16 protein-coding genes are annotated in these 18,473 nt (G+C 66.7%); 8 read left to right on the top strand and 8 right to left on the bottom strand.

Annotated elements, in window-relative coordinates; all coding sequences use genetic code 11:
* The first annotated feature begins 175 nt into the window (after positions 1–175).
* From rpmB to nadB, 3 genes are all read left to right on the top strand, one after another.
* Positions 176–409, top strand: coding sequence for a 50S ribosomal protein L28 (rpmB, locus tag SB786_RS23725; protein ID WP_004186391.1), 234 nt, complete (start codon positions 176–178; stop codon positions 407–409).
* Between the two features lie 17 nt (positions 410–426).
* Positions 427–594 (top strand): 50S ribosomal protein L33, encoded by a 168-nt coding sequence (rpmG, locus tag SB786_RS23720; RefSeq protein WP_006478046.1) that lies wholly within the window; start codon positions 427–429, stop codon positions 592–594.
* Between the two features lie 161 nt (positions 595–755).
* A complete protein-coding gene (gene nadB / locus SB786_RS23715) occupies positions 756–2,342 on the top strand; it encodes an L-aspartate oxidase (protein WP_006750054.1) in 1,587 nt (528 codons plus the stop codon).
* A 94-nt stretch (positions 2,343–2,436) separates the two neighbouring features.
* Here nadB and nadC read toward each other — a convergent pair whose 3' ends face one another.
* From nadC to purN, 6 genes are all read right to left on the bottom strand, one after another.
* Positions 2,437–3,318 (bottom strand): carboxylating nicotinate-nucleotide diphosphorylase, encoded by an 882-nt coding sequence (nadC, locus tag SB786_RS23710; RefSeq protein WP_043173024.1) that lies wholly within the window; start codon positions 3,316–3,318, stop codon positions 2,437–2,439.
* A gap of 131 nt (positions 3,319–3,449) precedes the next feature.
* The gene (nadA, locus tag SB786_RS23705) at positions 3,450–4,586 is read right to left on the bottom strand and encodes a quinolinate synthase NadA (RefSeq protein ID WP_410729614.1); all 1,137 of its coding nucleotides are present in this window, start codon (positions 4,584–4,586) and stop codon (positions 3,450–3,452) included.
* 350 nt (positions 4,587–4,936) lie between these two features.
* On the bottom strand, positions 4,937–6,133 hold the full coding sequence (locus tag SB786_RS23700) for an acyl-CoA desaturase (RefSeq protein ID WP_006760011.1): 1,197 nt from the start codon (positions 6,131–6,133) through the stop codon (positions 4,937–4,939).
* A gap of 232 nt (positions 6,134–6,365) precedes the next feature.
* A complete protein-coding gene (locus tag SB786_RS23695; RefSeq protein WP_410729613.1) occupies positions 6,366–7,748 on the bottom strand; it encodes a mechanosensitive ion channel family protein in 1,383 nt (460 codons plus the stop codon).
* A gap of 18 nt (positions 7,749–7,766) precedes the next feature.
* Positions 7,767–9,029: an RsmB/NOP family class I SAM-dependent RNA methyltransferase gene (locus SB786_RS23690; protein WP_006760014.1), complete on the bottom strand. Its 1,263-nt coding sequence runs from the start codon at positions 9,027–9,029 to the stop codon at positions 7,767–7,769.
* The gene (purN, locus tag SB786_RS23685) at positions 9,026–9,688 is read right to left on the bottom strand and encodes a phosphoribosylglycinamide formyltransferase (protein WP_410729612.1); all 663 of its coding nucleotides are present in this window, start codon (positions 9,686–9,688) and stop codon (positions 9,026–9,028) included. The genes SB786_RS23690 and purN overlap by 4 nt, the downstream gene beginning before the upstream one ends.
* 123 nt (positions 9,689–9,811) lie before the next feature.
* Here purN and SB786_RS23680 point away from each other — a divergent pair, with 123 nt between their 5' ends.
* The 5 genes from SB786_RS23680 (at position 9,812) to dut (ending at position 16,028) form a co-directional block, all read left to right on the top strand.
* Positions 9,812–10,804 carry a bifunctional riboflavin kinase/FAD synthetase gene (locus SB786_RS23680; protein ID WP_410729611.1) on the top strand — a complete coding sequence of 331 codons (993 nt, stop codon included), beginning with the start codon at positions 9,812–9,814 and terminating at the stop codon, positions 10,802–10,804.
* 102 nt (positions 10,805–10,906) lie between these two features.
* Complete coding sequence (gene ileS / locus SB786_RS23675) at positions 10,907–13,744, top strand: isoleucine--tRNA ligase (protein ID WP_410729610.1); 2,838 nt, start codon at positions 10,907–10,909, stop codon at positions 13,742–13,744.
* Positions 13,745–13,746: 2 nt separating this feature from the next.
* Positions 13,747–14,247, top strand: coding sequence for a signal peptidase II (gene lspA, locus SB786_RS23670; protein WP_006760018.1), 501 nt, complete (start codon positions 13,747–13,749; stop codon positions 14,245–14,247).
* Between the two features lie 67 nt (positions 14,248–14,314).
* Positions 14,315–15,526, top strand: coding sequence for a bifunctional phosphopantothenoylcysteine decarboxylase/phosphopantothenate--cysteine ligase CoaBC (gene coaBC / locus SB786_RS23665; RefSeq protein WP_410729609.1), 1,212 nt, complete (start codon positions 14,315–14,317; stop codon positions 15,524–15,526).
* Between the two features lie 55 nt (positions 15,527–15,581).
* Positions 15,582–16,028, top strand: a complete 447-nt coding sequence (gene dut, locus SB786_RS23660) for a dUTP diphosphatase (protein ID WP_006760020.1) — start codon at positions 15,582–15,584, stop codon at positions 16,026–16,028.
* Positions 16,029–16,083: 55 nt separating this feature from the next.
* Here the strand turns inward: dut and SB786_RS23655 are convergent, their stop codons facing one another.
* Entirely contained in the window at positions 16,084–16,854 is a 771-nt protein-coding gene (locus SB786_RS23655) for a hypothetical protein (protein WP_410729608.1), read from the bottom strand.
* Between the two features lie 147 nt (positions 16,855–17,001).
* The gene (locus tag SB786_RS23650; protein WP_410729607.1) at positions 17,002–18,381 is read right to left on the bottom strand and encodes an amino acid permease; all 1,380 of its coding nucleotides are present in this window, start codon (positions 18,379–18,381) and stop codon (positions 17,002–17,004) included.
* Between the last annotated feature and the right edge of the window lie 92 nt (positions 18,382–18,473).

Genomic DNA, 18,473 nt, shown 5'->3' with positions numbered 1-18,473 from the left:
TCTGAACTTTTTCTGCTAGAATCATCGTCTGTCTTTTTTCCAACCAGTTCTAGCCATCGAAGGGCCTTGTCTGTAAGGGCTTCGGCGTTCTGAGTGCGGCCATGGATCACGTGGCGGTACGATGGAACCTTCATCGGCGATCGAACCCCGAATTTAGCGTATTAGGAGTGCTCTCATGGCACGCGTATGCCAAGTAACTGGGAAAGCGCCGATGAGCGGCAACAACGTTTCCCACGCCAACAACAAGACCAAGCGTCGCTTCCTTCCGAACCTGCAAAACCGCCGGTTCTGGGTGGAGAGCGAAAACCGCTGGGTGCGCCTGCGCGTCTCGAACGCCGGCCTGCGCCTGATCGACAAGAACGGCATCGATTCCGTGCTCGCTGACCTGCGCGCACGCGGCGAAGCCTAAGCCCAAGGAGCACAATCATGGCAAAAGGCGCACGCGACAAGATCAAGCTCGAGTCGACCGCTGGCACGGGTCACTTCTACACGACCACGAAGAACAAGCGCAACATGCCGGAAAAGATGGCGATCAAGAAGTTCGATCCCGTCGTCCGCAAGCATGTGGAATACAAAGAAACCAAGATCAAGTAATCTCCGGTTTCTGTAGCCTGACGGCGACCAAAAAGCCCCGCACATGCGGGGCTTTTTGTTTTGCGCACACGCGAGCGGGCCCGACGCGGTATGCTCTCCCCTTTCCGCGGCCACGGCCGACGGAACGCACAAGAGCTAAAGCGTAACGATGGAGATGCAGCATGAAATTCGACGTGGCGATCGTCGGCAGCGGCCTGGCAGGGCTGTCGGTCGCACTCAACCTGGCCAGCACGCGACGTGTCGCGCTGATCGCGAAACGTTCGATGATGGAGGGGGCGAGCGATAACGCGCAAGGCGGCATCGCGGCTGTCCTCGACTCGGCGGACAGCATCCAGAACCACGTCGACGACACGCTGGTCGCCGGCGGCGGGCTGTGCGACGAAGGCGCGACGCGCTACATCGTCGAGCACGGCCGCGAAGCGATCGAATGGCTGATCTCGCAAGGCGTGCCGTTCACGAAGGATGATGCGGCCGAACTCGGCTTCCATCTGACGCGCGAAGGCGGCCACAGCCACCGCCGGATCATCCATGCGGCCGACGCGACCGGCCATGCGGTGCTCGCGACGCTGTCCGACCGCGCGCGCCAGCATCCGAACATCACGTTCTTCGAAAACCACCATGCGATCGACCTGATCACGTCCGACCGGCTCGGCCTGCCCGGCCGCCGCTGTCACGGGCTGTATGCGCTCGACGTCGACAACGATCGCACGATCACGATCGAGGCGCCGCACACGGTGCTCGCGACCGGCGGCGCCGGCAAGGTCTACCTGTACACGACGAACCCCGACACCGCGACCGGCGACGGCATCGCGATGGCGTGGCGCGCGGGCTGCCGCGTGTCGAACATGGAATTCATCCAGTTCCACCCGACCTGCCTGTTCCATCCGTATGCGAAATCGTTCCTGATCTCGGAAGCCGTGCGCGGCGAAGGCGGCTTGCTGAAGCTGCCGGACGGCACGCGCTTCATGCCCGCGCACGATCCGCGCGCGGAACTCGCGCCGCGCGACATCGTCGCGCGCGCAATCGACTTCGAGATCAAGAAGCGCGGGATCGACTGCGTGTATCTCGACATCAGCCATCAGCCGGAAGCGTTCCTGCGCGAACACTTCCCGACGATCCACGCGCGCTGCCTCGAATTCGGCATCGACATCGCCAGGCAGCCGATTCCGGTCGTGCCGGCCGCGCATTACACGTGCGGCGGCGTCGTCACCGACCTCGCGGGGCGCACCGATCTCGCGGGCCTGTATGCGGTCGGCGAAACGTCATACACGGGGCTGCACGGCGCGAACCGGCTCGCGAGCAACTCGCTGCTCGAATGCCTCGTGATCGGGCGCGCGGCGGCCGAGGCGATCGAGGCGGCCGGCTTCGACGCCGAAACGCCGGCCACGCTGCCCGCATGGGACGAAAGCCGCGTGTCGGATGCGGACGAGGAAGTCGTCGTTGCGCACAACTGGGACGAGCTGCGCCGGCTGATGTGGAACTACGTCGGCATCGTGCGTACCGACAAGCGTCTCGAACGCGCGAAGCACCGCCTGTCGCTGTTGCGCGACGAGATCCACGAGTACTACGCGAATTTCCGCGTGACGCGCGACCTGCTCGAACTGCGCAATCTCGTCGACGTCGCGACGCTGATCGTGAAGAGCGCCTACTCGCGCCGCGAAAGCCGCGGGCTGCACTACAGCCGCGACTGGCCGCACACGCTGCCGAAGGCGCTGCCGAGCGTGCTCACGCCACGCTCGCGCCGCTGACCGGTACGCCCTTGCCGGGGCAGGCGCCATACAGAAAAAAGCCGTTGGCGCTTGCACGCCAACGGCTTTTTTCGTCAGACGACATGCCGCGAAGTCAGTCGACGATCCGCATCGAATAGTCGGTCGCGCGCACGTCCTTCGTCAGCGCGCCGATCGAGATGCGGTCGACGCCCGTTTCCGCGAACGTGCGCACCGTATCGAAATTGACGCCGCCCGATACTTCGAGCACGGCCTTGCCGGCCGCGACGCGCACCGCTTCGCGCATCATGTCGAGCGTAAAGTTGTCGAGCAGCACCGATTGCGCGCCATGCGCGAGCGCCGTGTCGAGCTGCGCGAGCGTCTCGACTTCGACCTGCACCGGCACGCCCGAATCCAGCGCGAACGCCGCATCGAGGGCTTCGCCGACGCCGCCGGCTGCCGCGATGTGGTTTTCCTTGATCAGGATGCCGTCGTACAGCGCGAGACGCTGGTTCTCGCCGCCGCCGACCCGCACCGCGTACTTCTGCGCGAGCCGCAGGCCCGGCAGCGTCTTGCGCGTATCGAGGATCTTCGCACGCGTGCCTTCGACGCGATCGACATAACGACGCGTCGCGCTCGCGACGCCCGACAGCAGTTGCAGGAAATTCAGCCCGTTGCGCTCGGCCGTCAACAGTGCGCGCGCCGGCCCTTCGAGTTCGCAGACGGTCGAATCCGGCGTCATCCGGTCGCCTTCGCGATAGCGCCACTGCACGACGATCGACGGATCGATCCGCGCGATGACGGCCTCGAACCATGGCACGCCGCACAGCACCGCTTCCTCGCGCACGATGATGCGCGCACGGCGCCGCTCGCCGGCCGGCACGAGCCGCCCGGTCTGGTCGCCCGTGCCGACGTCTTCGGCAATCGCATCGACGACGTTGCGCGCGATCGCTTCGTCGAATGCCGCACCGTATTGTGCGCGGACGGCCTCGAACAGCGGGGACACCGCGGTCGTCACGGCGCCTTCCGGCGCGCCACCCTCAAGCAACGCGGCCTTCCCCTCGGAAGGAGCCGTGGATGGGACCAGCGTGAGCGCCGAAGCGCCAACTTCGGTCGACAGCGAACGAACGTGAGCGCGGGGGCCGGTCATTACGCAGCCCCCACGTTCGCGAACAGTTGCTGGTCGCGCTGCAGGTCGCCGCTCGCCTGCACGCGCTTCTTGTGCGCCGCTGCGAAATCGAGCATCCGGTCGATCGGCAGACGCGCACGCACGCCGATCGCGGGATCGACGAAGATCTCGTTGTGACCGCGCTCGAGCACGTCGGCGAGGTTCGCGAGGCCGTTCATTGCCATCCACGGACAATGCGCGCAGCTCTTGCAGGTCGCGCTGTTGCCGGCCGTCGGCGCGGCGATGAAGGTCTTGCCGGGCGCCGCGAGCTGCATCTTGTGAAGGATGCCGAGATCGGTCGCGACGATGAAATGCGTCGCGTCGAGCTTCACGGCTGCGTCGATCAGTTGCGTCGTCGAGCCGACGACGTCCGCCTGCGCGACGACGTTTTCCGGCGACTCGGGGTGTACGAGCACCTTGGCGTCCGGATATTCGGCGCGCAGCAGGTCGAGCTCGATGCCCTTGAATTCGTCGTGGACGAGGCACGAACCCTGCCACAGCAGCATGTCCGCGCCGGTTTTCTTCTGAATGTAGCTGCCGAGATGGCGATCGGGTGCCCAGATGATCTTCTCGCCGCGGGCGTGCAGGTCGGCGACGATCTCAAGGCCGATCGACGACGTGACCATCCAGTCCGCGCGCGCCTTCACGGCGGCGCTGGTGTTCGCGTAGACGACGACTGTGCGATCGGGATGCGCATCGCAGAACGCGGAGAATTCGTCGGCCGGGCAGCCGAGATCGAGCGAGCAGGTCGCATCGAGGTCGGGCATCAGTACGCGTTTGCCGGGGCTCAGGATCTTCGCGGTTTCGCCCATGAAGCGCACGCCGGCGACGACGAGCGTCTGCGCGTCGTGGTCACGGCCGAAGCGGGCCATTTCGAGCGAATCGGCGACGCAGCCGCCTGTTTCATCGGCCAGTTCCTGCAGTTCGGCATCCACGTAGTAGTGGGCGACGAGCACGGCCTTTTCCCGTGCGAGCAGCGCCTTGATGCGCGCCTTCAATGCAGCGCGTTCCTCGGGGGACGGCGCGGCGGGCACCTTGGCCCATGCTTGTCCCACGCCGCACACCGTCCCTGCTGCGACGGGCCGGTCGTACTCGACGGGTTTGATCGTCGATTGCATCTCCATATCTCCTGTCGACCAGAGTTAGTGCTTTAGCACTTACTCTGGTCCCATGCTTCGCGGTCGACCAGAGTTAGTGCTTCAGCACTTACTCTGGTCCCATGCTTCGCGGTCGACCAGAGTTAGTGCTTCAGCACTTGCTCTGGTCCCATGCTTCGCGGTCGACCAGAGTTGGCGCTTTAGCGCTTGCTCCAATCCCATCCTCTGCGCACGCCCGGGGCATCGAACCCACTACCCCAAGCCTCATACCAATCCACCCTGCCGCTCGGCCATCAAAAACCGGCGGCCCAAATGAAAAAACCCCGCCAACGCGGGGTTTGTGACGTCCTTAGATTCTAATCGATTTCGAATCAGGCGTAGCGACGCAGACGTGTCGCGAATTCCTGCAGCGCCTTGATGCCGCTTTGTTCCGCGCGATGGCACCAATCCTGCAATTGCGCGAGCAGTTGTTCGCGCGATGCGGTCGAGCGATCCCAGATCGCGGCCAGATCCTGGCGCAGCTGGAAGTACGTCTGCAGCTTCTGGCTGTTCGCGAAGATTTCCGGCAGCAGCTTCTTCTGCGGCTCGTCGAGGCCGTCGGCGTCCTTGTGGAACCACTTGCGCGCGCTGCGCATCAGCTGGTACTTCTCGCTCGAACCGAGCTCCTTCAGGTGGGCGAGCTCCTGGCGGTATGCACGCTTGACGGCCTTGCCGTAGCGCGCCATCACTTCGTAGCGGTTCGACAACACGGCCTGCAGCGTTTCCTGGTCGAGCACAGTTTTCGGCTTGTTCAGGCGCGGCGTCGGTGCGACCTTCTTCACCTTCGCGAGGCCGAATGCCGACATGATCCGGATGTACATCCAGCCGATGTCGAACTCGTACCACTTGTTCGACAGCTTCGCCGACGTCGCGAACGTGTGGTGGTTGTTGTGCAGCTCTTCGCCGCCGATCACGATGCCCCACGGGAACAGGTTCGTGCTCGCATCGGCCGAGTTGAAGTTGCGATAGCCCCAGAAGTGACCGAAGCCGTTGACCACGCCCGCCGCCCAGAACGGAATCCAGACCATCTGCACGGCCCACACGGTCAGGCCGAGCACGCCGAACAGCGCGACGTCGATCACCATCATCATGCTGATGCCGAGAATCGGGTACTTCGAGTAGAGATTGCGCTCGAGCCAGTCGTTCGGCGTGCCGTGGCTGAACTTGCGCATCGTCTCTTCGTTCTTCGCTTCCGCGCGATACAGCTCGGCGCCCTCGAGGAACACCTTCCAGATGCCGCGCGTCTGCGGGCTGTGCGGATCTTCCTCGGTCTCGCACTTCGCGTGGTGCTTGCGGTGAATCGCGGCCCACTGGCCGGTCAGCATGCCGGTGGTCATCCACAGCCAGAAGCGGAAGAAGTGGCTCGCGATCGGATGCAGCTCCAGCGCGCGGTGCGCCTGGCAGCGATGCAGGTAGACCGTCACGCCGATGATCGTGACGTGCGTGACGGCGAGCGCGAACAACGCGACCTGCCACCACGAAAAACGCAGGAGCCCGTGGGAAAGAAAATCGAGCAGGGAATTCAACAAGGCAGTTACCTGTGGTGAGAGCGACGCCGGCGCCGGCCAGCGTCATAAAAATGAAAGCATACCGCGTATAGACCGGAATTTTACTTCAACCGTTCCAAGCCTTTGTAAAAAATGAATATTTTCTTGTGTTGACGCAATCCGGGCAGTCCATCTCGGGACCCGAAAAGCCACACGATCCCGTTCTGGCCGTCAAATTTACCGATTCGGGCCGGCGCGCCGCGTCCGAGGCCACCTAGGCCGCCGACGCCTGCCCGTCCACCGAACCGACGCCGGCCACGGGCGCGGCCTTCACCACCACGCCGGTGGCGGCAAGGCCGTCCGGCAGGCCGACCACGCGCACTTCGCGCTGCGGGAACGGAATCGAGATCCCGCGCTCGCCGAACAGCCGCCAGATGTTGCGGTTCACGGCCGAACGCACGCCCGACGTGCCCTTCGCCGCATCCTCGATCCAGAAACCGAGCTCCAGATCGATCCCGTCCGCGCCGAAGCCGACGAGGTACGGAGCCGGCGCCGGCTCCGCGAGCACGCGCGGCACCCCCTTCGCGGCCTGCGCCAGCACCGACAGCGCCTGCTCGACGTCGTTCGTATAGGCGACCTGCACGGCGACCTTCGCGTAGCCGCGCGTCAGGTACGACGACTGGTTCTGCACGACGTCCGTGATCAGCTTCTCGTTCGGGATCAGCGTCTCGTTGCCGTCGAGGCCGCGCACGACCGTATAGCGCGTGCGGATCTGCGTGACGACGCCCTGCAGCCCGCCGACGCTGATCGCGTCCCCGAGCCGCAGCGAGCGATCGAGCAGGATGATGAAGCCCGACACGTAATTGCTGGCGACCTTCTGCAGGCCGAAGCCGAGGCCGACGCCCAACGCGCCGCCGAACACGCCGAGCACCGTCACGTCGATGCCGACGAGCGACAGCCCGATCAGGATCGCCGCGAACACGAGCAGCGCGCGGCCGACCCGCGACAGCACGACCTTCAAGTTCGCGTCGAGCGTGCTCGCGCGCGCGAGGCGATCCTCGAGCACCGAGCCGAGCCACATCGCAACCATCAGCGTCACGCACACCCACAGCGCGCCGGAGATCACCGACAGCAGCGTGAGATGCGCATTGGCCACGCGAAACTGCACGCTGTCGAGCCAGCCAAGCACGTCGCGCTGGATGCCGAGCACGGTCAGCACCATCGCGGCCCACACGACGGTCGACACGATCTTCTCGACGATCGACAGCCACGCATGCGTGTGGCCGCCGCGCGCGAACACCCGCCGCGCGAAGAAGAACAGCACGTAGATCAGCCCGATGCCGAACAGCGGCACGAGCGCGAGCGACAGCAGCGATGTCGACATGAACGGCTCGAACGCGAGCTGCGCGACGCCGACGAAAATGCCGCCGAACAACGGGAACAGCGCGCGTCTCAGGCTATCCGCGCCAGCACCGGGCGCGCGTCCGGCCGCCCTGCGGCGCGCATCGATCCGGCCGTGCACGAAGCGCGCGGCCAGCCATGCGAAACAGAGTGCGCCGACGAGGATCGCCGCCTGCCAGATCGTCACCGGCTGGTGGAAATCGCGGATCACCGAGGCCAGCCGGTGCGACAGCAGGCGGCTTTGCAGACTCTCCATCCTCCGTCCGTGCCGCCGTTACTGCGCGCGCCGTTCGAGCACCGCGGCGAAGAAGCCGTCGGTCGCGTGGCGGTGCGGCCACAGCGACAGGTAGTCGCCGGTTTCGATCGCGATGCGCTGATCGGCCAGCACCTGCTGCGCGGGCACCAGCACGAACTCCGGATGGTCGGCCAGGAACTGCTCGACGATCGCTTCGTTCTCCGCGTGGAGCACGCTGCAGGTCGCGTACACGAGCCGGCCGCCCTTCTTCACGAGACGCGCGGCGCTCGCGAGGATCGACGCCTGCTTCGGCGCGAGCTCCTCGATCGACGTGCGCGTCTGGCGCCACTTCAGGTCGGGATTGCGGCGCAGCGTGCCGAGGCCGCTGCACGGCGCGTCGACCAGCACGCGGTCGATCTTGCCGGCGAGCCGCTTGATCTTCGCATCGTGCTCGCTGTCGATCAGCACCGGGTTCACGTTCGACAGCCCGCTGCGCGCGAGGCGCGGCTTGAGCTTGGTCAGGCGCTTTTCCGACACGTCGAACGCGTAAAGGCGCCCGGTCGAGCGCATCATTGCGCCGAGCGCGAGCGTCTTGCCGCCGGCGCCCGCGCAGAAATCGACGATCATCTCGCCGCGGCGCGGCGCGACCAGCGAGCACAGCAGCTGGCTGCCCTCGTCCTGCACCTCGATCTGCCCTTCCTGGAACAGTTGCAGGCGCGTGAGCGCCGGCTTGCCGACGACGCGCACGCCCTGCGGCGCGAACGGCGTCTCGCCCGCGTCGATGCCCTCCGCGCGCAGCGCGTCGATCACCTGGTCGCGCGTCGCTTTCTGCGCGTTGGCGCGCAGGTCGAGCGGCGCCGGATAGTTCAGTGCGGCGGCGAGCTGCGCGAGCTCCTCGGCATCGAAACGGGCCGACAGCGCCTGGTAGATCCAGTCCGGCAGGTTCGTGCGCACGCGCACCGGCAGGCTCGCCGGGTCGATCTTCGACACGTGCTCGAGCCACGCGGCCTCGGTGTCGGACACGAACGGCTTCAGCGCATTGCGGCCGAGCGTCTGCATCAGGCCCAGCAGCGTGAGGCGCCGTGCGGGGCTGCCCGTGCCGCTCTCGGCGAGGTGCGAAAACTCCATCTTCCGGCGCAGCACCGCGAACACCGCCTCGGCGATCACGCCGCGCTCGGCGTGGCCCAGCTTCGGGTGCGCGCGGAAGAACCGGCTCGTCGTCGCGTCGGCGGGGCCGGTGAATTTCAGCACCTCCGCCAGCAAGGTCTCGGTCTGGCCAATCAGGAATCCGTGCAGCTTCATACGCCCTCGCTCGTTTCGGTATGCGGTTGATCCGCGAAAATCCAGCGCGCCTCTTCCGGCGCCACCACTGCCCGGCCGTTCTCCAGGCGCAGGCGCCCCTCGACGAACCAGCGCACCGCACGCGGATACAGCACGTGCTCGACCGTCAGCACGCGCCGCGCGAGCGCGGCCGCGTCGTCGCCCGCGCGCACGGGCACCGCGCCCTGCGCGACGATTGCGCCGCTGTCGAGTTCGGGAATCACGAAATGCACGCTCGCGCCGTGCAGCGCGACGCCGGCATCCAGCGCCTGCTGGTGCGTGTGGATGCCCTTGAAGCTCGGCAGCAGCGACGGGTGGATGTTCAGCAGCCGGCCTTCATATCGTCTGACGAAATCGGGCGTAAGGATGCGCATGAAGCCGGCGAGCACGACGAGATCGGGCGCGAAGCGGTCGATCTCGGCGGCGAGCGCCGCGTCGAAGCTGTCGCGGCCGTCGAACGACCGGTGGTCGACCACCGCGGTCGCCGCCCCGTGCGACGCGGCAAAAACCAGGCCGGCTGCGTCAGGCCGGTTGGCGATCACGGCGGCGACCTGGGCCGGCCAGCGTTCCTGCGCGCACGCGCGGACAATGGCCTCCATGTTGCTGCCGCGACCGGAAATCAGGATCACGATTTTTTTCATCCGCGAATTTTACCATTCGCCCCCGCGTTTCCCTCCTTCTCGGCCGCCGGGCCGCCCGAACGTTTATAATCTTCTGCTTTGCGGCATCCCACCGCCCATTCCCCCGACGCTGCATCCGCTATCGTGAAAGTCTTCCGCGGCCTGCCCAACGCCGAGAGCCGCGCGCCGTGCGCGCTGACGATCGGCAACTTCGACGGTGTCCATCGCGGCCACCAGGCCCTGCTCGCGCGCGTGCGCGCGGCAGCGGACGCGCGCGGCCTGCCCGTGTGCGTGATGACCTTCGAGCCGCACCCGCGCGAATTCTTCAATCCGGCCGGCGCGCCGCCGCGCATCGCGATGCTGCGCGACAAGCTGGAAGCGCTGCGCGAGCACGGGGTCGATCGCGTCGTCGTCGAGCACTTCAACCACACGTTCGCGAGCCAGTCGCCGCAGGCGTTCGTCGAACGCACGCTGGTCGGGGGGCTGCACACGCGCTGGATGATGGTCGGCGACGATTTCTGCTACGGCGCGAAGCGCGCGGGCACCTTCGACACGCTGAAGGCGGCCGGCGAACAGTACGGTTTCGAAGTCGAGCAGATGGGCACGGTCTCCGGCAGCGACGGCATGCGCATCTCCAGCTCCGGCGTGCGCGCCGCGCTCGCCGCGGGCGATCTCGACGCGGCCGCGCAGGCGCTCGGCCACGGCTACGCGATCAGCGGCCACGTCGCGCACGGGCTGAAGCTCGGCCGCGACCTCGGCTTCCCGACCCTGAACCTGCCGATCGCGCACAAGCGGCCGGCGCTCGCGGGCATCTTCGTCGTGCAGGTGCACGGCCTGGGCCCCGCCCCGCTGCCGGGCGTCGCGAGCCTCGGGCTGCGCCCGACCGTCGACGATTCCGGCCGCGTGCTGCTCGAAGTCCACCTGCTCGACTGGCACGGCGACGCATACGGCAAGCTGATCCGCGTCGAATTCCTGCAGAAGCTGCGCGACGAGGCGAAGTTCGACGATCTCGAGGCGCTGTCGCGCGCGATCGCTTTGGACGTCGCGAATGCGCGCGCGTACTTCGTCGAGCGCGCCCGCGCGCCGGGCAGCCGCGCGACCGGCTTCTCGACGTCGGCGACCGACCGAATTAGCTGATCCGGCCGGCGGCGCCACGCGCCGCGCCCTCGCGCCGCCCACCCGCGCGCATCCCCGATTCACGACGCACGAGCGTCCACCGATTTAGATAGCGATCCCATCATGAGCAACAAGAAAGCCGATTCGAAACCGCAGGCCAAGTATCCGGTCAACCTGCTCGACACGCCGTTCCCGATGCGCGGCGACCTGCCCAAGCGCGAGCCGCAGTGGGTCAAGGAATGGGAAGAGCGCGGCATCTACGAAAAGATCCGCGCGGCCAGCAAGGGCCGCCCGAAGTTCATCCTGCACGACGGCCCCCCGTACGCGAACGGCGACATCCACCTCGGTCACGCGGTCAACAAGATCCTGAAGGACATCGTCGTCAAGTCGCGCAACATGGCCGGCTTCGACGCACCGTACGTGCCGGGCTGGGATTGCCACGGGATGCCGATCGAGATCCAGATCGAGAAGCAGTTCGGCAAGTCGCTGCCGGCGGCCGAAGTGATGAGCAAGGCGCGCGCGTACGCGACCGAGCAGATCGAGAAGCAGAAGGTCGGCTTCAAGCGCCTCGGCGTGCTCGGCGACTGGGCGAATCCGTACAAGACGATGAACTTCGTCAACGAGGCGGAAGAGATCCGCGCGCTCGGCAAGATCATCGAGAAGGGCTACGTGTACCGCGGGCTGAAGCCGGTGAACTGGTGCTTCGACTGCGGCTCGGCGCTCGCCGAGGCGGAAGTCGAGTACAAGGATCGCACCGACCCGACGATCGACGTGATGTTCGCGTTCGCGGAGCCGGAAAAGACCGCCCAGGCGTTCGGCCTGCCGGCGCTGCCGCGCGCCGAGGGCGGCATCGTGATCTGGACCACCACGCCATGGACGATCCCGGCCAACCAGGCGCTGAACCTCCATCCGGAAATCGTCTACGCGCTGGTCGACACCGAGCGCGGGCTGCTGATCATCGCGGAAGAACGCGTCGCCGCATGCATGGCCGACTTCAAGCTGACCGGCCGCGTCGTCGCGACCGCGCTCGGCGTGAAGCTCGCGAACCTGCGCTTCCACCACCCGCTCGCGTCGGCCCATCCCGGCTACAAGCGCACCGCGCCCGTCTACCTCGGCGACTACGTGACGACCGACACGGGCACCGGCGTCGTGCACTCGTCGCCCGCCTACGGCATCGAAGACTTCATGTCGTGCAAGGCGCACGGGATGACCGATTCGGACTTCATCAACCCGGTGATGGGCGACGGCCGCTACATCGAATCGCTGCCGCTGTTCGGCGGCCTGTCGATCTGGGACGCGAACCCGAAGATCGTCGACGCGCTGAACGCGGCCGGCTCGCTGCTGCGCAGCGAGAAGTACACGCACAGCTACATGCACTGCTGGCGCCACAAGACGCCGATCATCTACCGCGCGACGTCGCAATGGTTCGCCGGCATGGACGTGACGCCGCGCGACGACGGCAAGACGCTGCGCGAAGCGGCGCTCGAAGGCGTCGAGGCAACCGCGTTCTACCCGTCGTGGGGCAAGCAGCGCCTGTTCAGCATGATCGCGAACCGTCCCGACTGGACGCTGTCGCGCCAGCGCCAGTGGGGCGTGCCGATGGCGTTCTTCGTGCACAAGGAAACCGGCGAGCTGCACCCGCGCACGCTCGAGCTGCTCGAGGAAGTCGCCAAGCGCGTCGAGCAGTCGGGCATCGAGGCGTGGCAGTCGCTCGATCCGCGCGAGCTGATCGGCGACGACGCGAACATGTACGAAAAGAACCGCGACACGCTCGACGTGTGGTTCGACTCGGGCACGACGCACTGGCACGTGCTGCGCGGCTCGCACAAGGATCAGCTGCAGTTCCCGGCGGACCTGTACCTCGAAGGCTCGGACCAGCACCGCGGCTGGTTCCACTCGTCGCTGCTGACCGCGTCGATGATCGACGGCCGCGCGCCGTACAAGGGCCTGCTCACGCACGGCTTCACGGTCGACGGCGAAGGCCGCAAGATGAGCAAGTCGCTCGGCAACGGTGTCGACCCGCATGAAGTCGCGAACCGCCTCGGCGCGGAAATCATCCGCCTGTGGATCGCGTCGACCGACTATTCGGGCGAGCTTGCGATCTCCGAGGAAATCCTCAAGCGCGTGACCGAAGGCTATCGCCGCATCCGCAACACGCTGCGCTTCCTGCTCGCGAACCTGTCGGACTTCGACTTCGCGCGGCACGCGGTGCCGGTCGACGAATGGCTCGAGATCGACCGTTATGCGGTCGCGTTCTCCGCGCAACTGCAAACCGAATTGCTCGGCCACTACGAGAAGTACGAGTTCCACCCGGTCGTCGCGAAGCTGCAGACGTACTGCTCGGAAGATCTCGGCGGCTTCTACCTCGACGTGCTGAAGGACCGCCTGTACACCAGCGCGGCCGATTCGCGCGCGCGCCGCTCCGCGCAGACCGCGCTGCACCACCTGACGCACGGGCTGCTGCGCGTGCTCGCACCGTTCCTGTCGTTCACCGCGGAAGAAGCGTGGAAGGTGTTCCAGCCGGCCAGCGACACCGTGTTCACGGAAACGTACTACGCGTATCCGGAAGTGGCCGGCGCGGCCGCACTCATCGAGAAGTGGGCGCAGCTGCGCGACGTGCGCGGCAACGTGACGAAGGCGCTCGAGGAAGCACGCACCGCGAACCGCATCGGTTCGTCGCTGCAGGCCGAAGTGGCCGTGCATGCGAGCGGCGCGCGCTACGATGCGCTGACGAGCCTCGGCGACGACCTGAAGTTCGTGCTGATCACGTCGGCGGCGACGGTCGTGAAGGTCGACGACGAAGCGCAGGAAAGCGTCGACGTCGCGGCATCGAAGTATCAGAAGTGCGAACGCTGCTGGCACTACCGCGAGGACGTCGGCGCGCACGCCGACCATCCGACGCTGTGCGGACGCTGCTTCTCGAACCTGTTTGAAAACGGCGAAATCCGGAGCGCGGCTTAACTATGGCAAAAACCCTGTCGAAACCCGCCAGCGGCGCGCTCGCGCCCTGGCTCGGCATTTCGCTGATCGTGATCCTGTTCGATCAGTTGTCGAAGATCGCGATCCTGAAAACGTTCGCGTACGGCGCGCAGCATGCGCTGACGTCGTTCTTCAGCCTCGTGCTGGTGTACAACCGCGGCGCCGCGTTCGGCTTCCTGTCGACCGCGAGCGGCTGGCAGCGCTGGGCGTTCACCGCGCTCGGCGTCGGCGCGACGCTCGTGATCTGCTTCCTGCTGAAACGCCACGGCCACCAGCGGCTGTTCAGCGTGTCGCTCGCGCTGATCCTCGGCGGTGCGCTCGGCAACGTGATCGACCGGCTGGTCTACGGCCACGTGATCGACTTCCTCGATTTCCACCTCGGCGGCTGGCACTTCCCGGCATTCAACCTCGCCGATTCGGCGATCACGGTCGGCGCGGTGCTGCTGGTGTACGACGAACTGCGTCGCGTGCGCGGCTCGCGCTGAGCGCGCATACTCGGTGTCGACGGCCGGCTTCGCGCCGGCCGTTCCGTTTGACCCTTGGAGGCCTGAGTTGGCACACGCAGAACTCGCTGGAAAACACCTCGTTCTCGGCCTGACGGGCGGCATCGCCTGCTACAAGATCGCCGAGCTCACCCGGCTCCTGACGAAGGCAGGCGCGACCGTGCAGGTCGTGATGACCGAAGCCGCCGCGCAGTTCATCACGCCCGTCACGATGCAGGCGCTGTCCGGCCGGCCCGTCTATACGAGCCAGTGGGACGCGCGCATCGACAACAACATGGCGCACATCGACCTGTCGCGCGAAGCCGACGCGATCGTGATCGCGCCCGCGTCGACGGATTTCCTCGCGAAGCTCGCGCACGGATTCGCGGACGACCTGCTGTCGACGCTGTGCGTCGCGCGCGACTGTCCGCTGCTCGTCGTGCCCGCGATGAACCGCCAGATGTGGCAGAACCCGGCCACGCAACGCAATGCCGCGCAACTGCGCGCCGACGGCGTGTCGGTGCTGGGCCCCGATTCGGGCGCGCAGGCCTGCGGCGAAGTCGGCGACGGCCGCATGCTCGAACCCGAGGCGATCTACGAAGCCATCGTCGCGCACTTCGCGCCGAAGGTGCTCGCGCATCGTCGCGTGCTGATCACGGCCGGCCCGACGTTCGAGCCGCTCGACCCGGTGCGCGGCCTCACGAACCGCTCGAGCGGCAAGATGGGCTTCGCGCTCGCGCGCGCCGCGCAGCAGGCCGGCGCCGACGTGCATCTCGTCGCGGGGCCGGTCGCGCTCGACACGCCGTGGGGCGTGTACCGCCAGGACGTGCAGACCGCGCAGCAGATGTACGACGCGGTCATGCACGCGGTCGCCGATGCCGACATCTTCATCGCGGTGGCCGCGGTCGCCGACTGGCGCGTCGACCAGCCGGCCGAGCACAAGATGAAGAAGACGGCCGATCGCAAGATGCCGGCGCTCGCGTTCGTCGAGAACCCCGACATCCTCGCGTCGGTCGCGGCGCTGCCCGATGCGCCGTTCTGCGTCGGCTTCGCCGCCGAAAGCGGCGATCTCGACGTGCACGGCGACGAGAAGCGCAAGCGCAAGAACGTGCCGCTGCTGGTCGGCAACCTTGGCCCGCTGACGTTCGGCCGCGACGACAACGAAGTCGTGCTGTTCGAGGCCGCCGGCCTTACGCGCCTGCCGCGCGCGCCCAAAGACGAACTCGCGCACGCGCTCGTCGCCGAAATCGCGAAGCGCCTGCCCGACAATCACCTGATCTGATCCATTGCTTGGCGGCACGCGCCGCCGGGCCCTCCCCGACCGATTCGACGACCGCATGAAACTCGACCTGAAGATTCTCGACGCGCGCATGCGCGACTACATGCCCGCCTACGCCACCACGGGCAGCGCGGGTCTCGACCTGCGCGCGTGCCTCGACGCACCCGTCACGCTGCAGCCGGGCGAAACGACGCTGGTGCCGACGGGCCTCGCGATTCATCTCGCGGATCCCGGCTATGCGGCGCTGATCCTGCCGCGCTCGGGGCTCGGCCACAAGCACGGGATCGTGCTCGGCAATCTCGTCGGCCTGATCGATTCCGACTACCAGGGCCAGTTGATGGTGTCGACGTGGAACCGCGGCGGGACCGAATTCGTGCTGAACCCGTTCGAGCGGCTCGCGCAGCTCGTGATCGTGCCGGTCGTGCAGGCGCAGTTCAACATCGTCGACGATTTCGCGCAAAGCGATCGCGGCGAAGGCGGCTTCGGCAGCACCGGCCGTCACTGAACGGCGCCATGCGGAAAAGGGGCCTCGCGGCCCCCTTTCCTTTTTCCGTTTCCGCTCACCGATCAGCCGTCCGCGCGATCCGCGCGGGCGCGAGTTCGCGTCGGCGTACCTGCGCGATGCTCGCATAAGTCACCATCGCGGCCAGCACACCGAGCAGCACTGTCGACGAGCCGACCGTGCCGAGCGCGAGCCCGCCCTTGCCGACCGGTTTCGTCAGCAGGTCGCCGACCGTCGCGCCGAACGGACGCGTGAGCACGAACGCGGCCCAGAACAGCAGCACGCCGGAGATCCGCGTGAAGTAATGCGCGAACACGATCGCCGCGAGCAGCGCGCCGATCAACAACGCGCCGCCGCCGAAGCCCAGCCCCGAGCTGTCCGCGAGGAAGTCGCCCAGCGCGGTGCCGAGCGTGTTCGAGAACAGGATCGCGATCCAGTACAGCAGCTCGACCTTGCGCGTGCGGATCAGGTCGACCGACAGCGACTCGCCGCTCAGGCGCCACACCGCGAAAATCGCCAGCAGGATCGCGACAAGAGTCGACGAGCCGGCCGCGTAGCCGAGGCCGAGCGAGCGGTCCATGAAATCGGACATCGTCGTACCCGCGGTGCTCGTCGCTACGATCACCGCCCAGTAAATGGCCGGGCGATAGCCGATCGTCCTGAGCTGCGCACCGAGCGTGACGAGAAAGAAACCGAACAGCAGAATAGAACTCACCGCGTAGCCGACGTTCAGCGTCATCGACAGCAGGTCGCCGCCGGTTTCGCCGAGCGTCGTCGCGCAGATCTTCATGATCCAGAACGCGAGCGTGATTTCGGGAAGTTTGTTCATTCGAGCCCCTTTTTACAGGAAAGCAGCGCGCCGGCGTGGGCCGGCCCGCGATGCAGACAGGTTCGAATGTAATCGCCGCCGGCTTAACGCAGCCTTAGCGGCCTCGCGTCGCCGCGCAGGCTAGCGCCCGCGACGTGGGCTCACGCGTCAACGCGCGTGCTGGTGCCGGTAGTGCAGCGCGTACGCGAGCGTCAGCAGCACGACGAACACGACGCCGACCACCATGGTCATCCGGAACTCGCGCGTGAACGCGGTCGTGACCAGGACCGCACCGACGAGGCCCGCACCGAGCAGGCTGCCAAACGGGTGGCCCCACATCCGGAATGCGAGCGCCGGGCCGCGATACCGCGCGCGAAAGCGCAGGTGCGTGACGAAGATCATCAGCCACGTGAACAGCGCGCCGAACATTGCGATCGCCATCATCACGGTAAATGCGGTGTCAGGCGACAGCGCGACCAGCACGGCCGCGACCGCGACGCCGCTAGTCGAGATCCACAGCGCCGCACGCGGCACGCCGTTGTTGCCGAGCCGGCCGAACACCGCCGGCGCGAGCCGCGCACGCGACAGGCTGAACATCATCCGCGTCGTCACGTAGAGCTGGCTGTTCATCGCCGACAGCGCCGCGATCAGCAGCACGAAGTTGATCACGCCGGCCGCATAGGGCACGTGCGTGGCAGCCATCACCTTCACGAACGGGCTTTCGTCGGTGCCGGCCTGCGTCCAGGGCACGATCGCGAGCATCAGCGACAGCGTGAGCAGGTAGAACAGCACGAGCCGGAACACCGTCGAGCGGAACGCACGCGTGACCGCGTGCTGCGGATCGCGCGCCTCGCCGGCCGCGATCGCGACGGCCTCGATGCTCATGTAGCTGAAGATCGCGACGATCACCGCGACCCAGGTGCCCCACGGCCCTTTCGGCATGAAGCCGCCGTGCGCGGTGTAGTTCGCGAAGCCGATGCCCGAAACCACCGGCGCGGACCACACGAGATACGCGCCGAGCACGATGAACACGACGATCGCCGCGATTTTCAGCAACGAAAACGCGTATTCGACCGACCCGTACAGCGTGACGCTCGCGAGGTTCACCGCGATCAGCAGCGCGGAGAAGCCGATCACCCAGTACCAGCCGGGCACGGCCGGGAACCAGTACTTCATGAACACAGCGATCGCGCTGATCTCGGTGCCGATCGCGAACACCACCGCGAACCAGTACGCATAGCGCACGAGAAAGCCCGCGAGCGGGCCGACGTAATGCTCGGCGTACGCGCCGAACGAACCGGCCGTCGGATGCGCGACCGTCATTTCCGCGAGCGCGCCCATCAGCATCAGCGCAATCAGCGCGCCGATCGCATACGAGACCAGCACGCTCGGGCCCGCGAGCCCGATCGCGAACCCGCTGCCGAGGAACAGCCCCGTGCCGATCGCGCCGCCGATCGCGATCATCGCCATCTGCCCCGACGTCAGCGCGTGGCGCAACCCTTGTTCGCGCGCGACGATGTTGTCGAACGACCGTTGTTGTTGTGTCACTGCGTTGCTACTCCCTGCCCCACCATTGCGCCACCGGCGCCAGATAAAACGAAACGGCGCGGAGAACTTCCCGCGCCGTTCGCATGAACAAC

It is taken from the genome of Burkholderia sp. SIMBA_062 (assembly GCF_046534765.1).
Lineage (GTDB): Bacteria > Pseudomonadota > Gammaproteobacteria > Burkholderiales > Burkholderiaceae > Burkholderia > Burkholderia ambifaria.
The sequence above is the reverse complement of the archived record's forward strand: the minus strand, read 5'-3'. Positions and strand labels throughout refer to the sequence as shown.

Coding starts and splice junctions, on each gene's coding strand:
- rpmB (WP_004186391.1), top strand. CDS start 176: ATGGCACGCGTATGCCAAGTAACTGGGAAAGCGCCGATGAGCGGCAAC.
- rpmG (WP_006478046.1), top strand. CDS start 427: ATGGCAAAAGGCGCACGCGACAAGATCAAGCTCGAGTCGACCGCTGGC.
- nadB (WP_006750054.1), top strand. CDS start 756: ATGAAATTCGACGTGGCGATCGTCGGCAGCGGCCTGGCAGGGCTGTCG.
- nadA (WP_410729614.1), bottom strand. CDS start 4,586: ATGCAATCGACGATCAAACCCGTCGAGTACGACCGGCCCGTCGCAGCA.
- SB786_RS23695 (WP_410729613.1), bottom strand. CDS start 7,748: ATGGAGAGTCTGCAAAGCCGCCTGCTGTCGCACCGGCTGGCCTCGGTG.
- SB786_RS23690 (WP_006760014.1), bottom strand. CDS start 9,029: ATGAAGCTGCACGGATTCCTGATTGGCCAGACCGAGACCTTGCTGGCG.
- purN (WP_410729612.1), bottom strand. CDS start 9,688: ATGAAAAAAATCGTGATCCTGATTTCCGGTCGCGGCAGCAACATGGAG.
- ileS (WP_410729610.1), top strand. CDS start 10,907: ATGAGCAACAAGAAAGCCGATTCGAAACCGCAGGCCAAGTATCCGGTC.
- lspA (WP_006760018.1), top strand. CDS start 13,747: ATGGCAAAAACCCTGTCGAAACCCGCCAGCGGCGCGCTCGCGCCCTGG.
- dut (WP_006760020.1), top strand. CDS start 15,582: ATGAAACTCGACCTGAAGATTCTCGACGCGCGCATGCGCGACTACATG.
- SB786_RS23655 (WP_410729608.1), bottom strand. CDS start 16,854: ATGAACAAACTTCCCGAAATCACGCTCGCGTTCTGGATCATGAAGATC.